This is a genomic window from Vibrio sp. S12_S33 (genome assembly GCF_963889785.1).
GTDB lineage: Bacteria > Pseudomonadota > Gammaproteobacteria > Enterobacterales > Vibrionaceae > Vibrio > Vibrio aestuarianus.
In genome coordinates, this window is record NZ_CAWPQZ010000090.1 from 1 (window position 1) to 3,847 (window position 3,847).

General features: G+C 41.1%; 4 protein-coding genes. All 4 read right to left on the reverse strand.

The window, feature by feature from the left end; translation table 11 throughout:
- Nucleotides 1-239: 239 nt before the first annotated feature.
- A complete protein-coding gene (locus AACW06_RS18830) occupies nt 240-1,283 on the reverse strand; it encodes a GMP reductase (protein WP_192076238.1) in 1,044 nt (347 codons plus the stop codon).
- 513 nt (nt 1,284-1,796) lie between these two features.
- On the reverse strand, nt 1,797-2,237 hold the full coding sequence (locus tag AACW06_RS18835) for a PAS domain-containing protein (RefSeq protein ID WP_192076239.1): 441 nt from the start codon (nt 2,235-2,237) through the stop codon (nt 1,797-1,799).
- A 2-nt stretch (nt 2,238-2,239) separates the two neighbouring features.
- Nucleotides 2,240-3,244 (reverse strand): response regulator, encoded by a 1,005-nt coding sequence (locus AACW06_RS18840; RefSeq protein ID WP_192076240.1) that lies wholly within the window; start codon nt 3,242-3,244, stop codon nt 2,240-2,242.
- A gap of 132 nt (nt 3,245-3,376) precedes the next feature.
- Nucleotides 3,377-3,616, reverse strand: a complete 240-nt coding sequence (locus AACW06_RS18845) for a hypothetical protein (RefSeq protein ID WP_192076241.1) — start codon at nt 3,614-3,616, stop codon at nt 3,377-3,379.
- Nucleotides 3,617-3,847 lie beyond the last annotated feature (231 nt).

Genomic DNA, 3,847 nt, shown 5'->3' on the forward strand with positions numbered 1-3,847 from the left:
CCATCGTTTATCAGTTAGCATTGTCCTTGGCATGGTGAACTCAGTTGTGATTTGTTTTTGGCGAAATGATTATAACCTTCACCATGCCGTTCAAAAAATCATCACGAAAGATCAACAGACCCTAGTGTTTGAAGTTTCAAGGTAGGAACGAACCCCAGCCTAGCTGGGTGTTTTCTCTATACAAAAAAGGCCGCTAAAAGCGACCCTAAAAGATTTGGATTTTTCGAAGTATCAGAAATTTACTCTTTACCGAACAAGTTGTTCTCTTGCTCTCTTACGCGAATAAATGTTGTTCTCTTCGTTAGCTCTTTAAGCTTTGCTGCGCCTACATATGTACATGTTGAACGTACGCCACCTAACACATCTGAAATCGTATCGTGCACACTGCCACGATATGGCAATAGTACGGTTTTTCCTTCAGCCGCACGGTATTTTGCAACACCACCAGAGTGCTTCGCCATCGCTGACTGTGAAGACATGCCGTAGAACTTCATGTAGCTTACGCCATCTTTTTCAATCACTTCACCGCCAGATTGCTCATGCCCTGCTAGCATACCGCCAAGCATAACGAAATCAGCACCGCCACCGAATGCTTTCGATACATCACCGGCGCAAGTACAACCACCGTCACCAATAATACAGCCACCTAAACCATGAGCTGCATCGGCACATTCAATGATCGCAGACAACTGTGGGTAGCCAACACCGGTCTTCACGCGAGTAGTACACACAGAACCTGGGCCAATTCCTACTTTAACAATATCAGCGCCAGCAAGGATCAATTCTTCAACCATATCACCCGTAACAACATTACCTGCTGAGATTACTTTATCTGGGAATTGAGCACGAACACGTTGTACATAATCTACCAAGTGTTCTGAGTAACCGTTGGCAATATCAATACAGATGAAAATAAGGTCATCATTTAATGCCATGATATCTTTAGTTTTTTGGAAATCATTATCCGAGGTTCCTGTTGATACCATCACATGCTTAAGCGTGGCTTGATCAGCACCTTTGACAAACTCAGCCCAGTCCTCAACAGAATAGTGCTTATGAACCGCTGTCATTACATCGTGTTCAGCCAACGCTTTTGCCATAGCAAAGCTACCAACAGAGTCCATGTTCGCAGCAATCACGGGCACGCCAGACCATTGACGACCACTATGCTTGAATGTAAAATCGCGGGTTAAATTTACTTGAGAACGGCTTTTTAGTGTTGAACGCTTAGGGCGAAACAGTACATCTTTGAAACCTAACTTAAGTTCTTGTTCGATACGCATTGTGCATTTCCTTGATTCATAAACTGTGTGTCACTTTCGCAAAGTGCGTAGTAATCATGTTGGCAGACGAGATTACTGGCTTTCGGACACAAAAAAACCGGAGCGTTGGCAGACGCTCCGGTTTTCAACATTATAGGTTGGGATTTCTTCTCGGCAAGTCTGATATTTTATTTTTTTTTATGGTACTATGTCGAAACTTTCATATCCGGTAGATTTGAATACTCCCTAGTAAAACCCATAAAATATAACCCCTTACTTTTCATTAAGTTAAATAAAAATTTCACTTCAGCATTGAATCCCACCAGCTAAGCAATCGATCACAAAACAGTATTCAACTAGAAATATGCGACCAGTATCACCCAAAAATGGAATTTTAATAGACACTTTCAACGTTATTTTTTTCAAAAAATAGTATGAAAATTTAAAGCCCAGTCTAGAAAACGTACTAACAACCATCCACCCATTAACAAAACCTCATAAAACGCATTACTCATTCAACAAGGTTATAATTGGTCAATGATTAACTTTCAATGACGCTAGTGCTTCTACTGTTGCATCTTGTATCGAGAGAAAAAGCGAGTTGATTTTCCCTGTTGGTGTACGCATAGGATTTAGTGTAATGCTCTGATACATAAATTCTGCTTGCTGGGTTACAGGGCGAACATTGCGACATTTAAATAAATAGGGACGTTGCTGCCACGTGATAAAACTGCGACAACCAAGGTCATATACCGGTTTTGTTTTTAGTTTAAACCACTCACAGGGGATCTCTGGAAATAATTCAAATATCGACTTACCAATAGCATCATGAGATTGTACACCGCTGTGGTGTGTCATAAAGCCATTCCAGACTTGTACTTGATAATCTCGATCTATGACCACTAAGCCCATATCGACATTCTGTACCATGTCCACCATCCAGTGGAATTGCTCAAATTCAGCAGGAAGATTCATCGCTAAAAGTCCTCCATAAGATAAGCGAGTTTGTTGTCTAGCAGTGGAAGCGACTCATCGACAAACATAAATAGTAAATCACAACGAATTGATGTCTGATCAATATTATAACTGACTTCAAATGTCATGGTCTTATTAAACGTTCCGGCGGTAGATTGGATGACTGAATCAATGGAGATATGCTGTCCAAGCAGCACAGGAGAACTTTGGAAGAATCGCACCTCTGATTGTTCACCCAATCCATTTAAGAAAGAACCGACCAATATATTCGACACATCCATTAACAATTCTAGCTCTTCAAGCTCTTCACTATCAGCAGGCACTTTCATTAATTTTTTGAGATCAGACACACTAGAATCACTAAGCAAAACTAATGCCTCACCAGCAATACCTTCGCCACTAAACCCCTGACAAACTCCTGATACCTGGTCGTTCTCTGCTAAGTCACGTAATGCCATATGCAGTTCGCTGACTTCAAAAATATTGACGTTTGGTAATGGTAAATGGACAAAAACGTCAAAATATCGAGCTAATGCATCTGCAGCTCGCCCAATCGAAACATTAGCAACTTCCATATAGATATCTCGGCGCTTCAGTATCGGTAGTTCGATAGAGACAGGGGTTACCATACGTGGCTGTGTTGCTGGCTCTATGAGCTCTCTCAATACATCATTAAGCGCATTTTTATCGATTGGCTTTTGGATAAAAGCGCGAGCGCCTAACGCCATCACTCGCTCTTTAGCTTTAGGCTGAATATCACCAGAAACAACCACGACAGGCGTTGTCATGCCTCTACGCTGCATTTCCTCAAGCGTGCCGTAGCCATCAAGTTCTGGCATTGTTAAGTCTAGGAACATTAATTTGAAGTCATGTTCTTCAAGATTATTTATTCCATCTAAACCATGTATTGCGAAGGTGATATCAGCATTAAGGGATGCAGGAAGTGAACGCGCCATCTGCTTACGTGCTAATGCAGAGTCATCACAGATGAGTACGGGGAAAGACATGTAATCACCTTAATGTCTATTAATTCAATAGATAGAGTGTATACCTAAACCTTAGGTATATGCGAGTTGCGCAAAAAATTAATTCAAAATGAGGAGTATGTGGGTTAGAGCTTTAGGATAGAAACCGCCACATTAAAGTGACGGCCACAGAGTCAAAACGATGATGCGCAGTACAACAGCAAAGACGATAAATGAAATGCCCAACCGGTACCATTTATACTCTGCGATAGTCATCGGTATGCGCCGATAGAACATCGTCACCACCCCCTTCCAATCATGGCTGCGCTTGACATATTGAGTGATGCTAGTTAAAACAAAAATAATACCAAGCAGCAATATCCCTTTTTCCACCCAGAACAATCCAACTTCCATTTAGCTTCCTTCACTCATTGGTAACTCACAATTATAATGAGTTTATACGTAAAACAACTAAAGCTCTGTTGGACAAAAGTCGAATAATAATGGCGATAAAAAAGGGTTCATCGCGGATTAGCGGGAACTAAAAACAAAAAAACGGTAGTAAGTGATATGGTTTAGTCGCCAAACAAAAATCATACACAAACTACCGTTTCCATGTCGAATCATACTTTCCTATCTTCATTC

What these genes read in the sequence shown, in the direction of transcription:
- AACW06_RS18840 (WP_192076240.1), bottom strand. Translation starts at nt 3,244, where the DNA reads ATGTCTTTCCCCGTACTCATCTGTGATGACTCTGCATTAGCACGTAAG.
- AACW06_RS18835 (WP_192076239.1), bottom strand. Translation starts at nt 2,237, where the DNA reads ATGAATCTTCCTGCTGAATTTGAGCAATTCCACTGGATGGTGGACATG.
- AACW06_RS18830 (WP_192076238.1), bottom strand. Translation starts at nt 1,283, where the DNA reads ATGCGTATCGAACAAGAACTTAAGTTAGGTTTCAAAGATGTACTGTTT.
- AACW06_RS18845 (WP_192076241.1), bottom strand. Translation starts at nt 3,616, where the DNA reads ATGGAAGTTGGATTGTTCTGGGTGGAAAAAGGGATATTGCTGCTTGGT.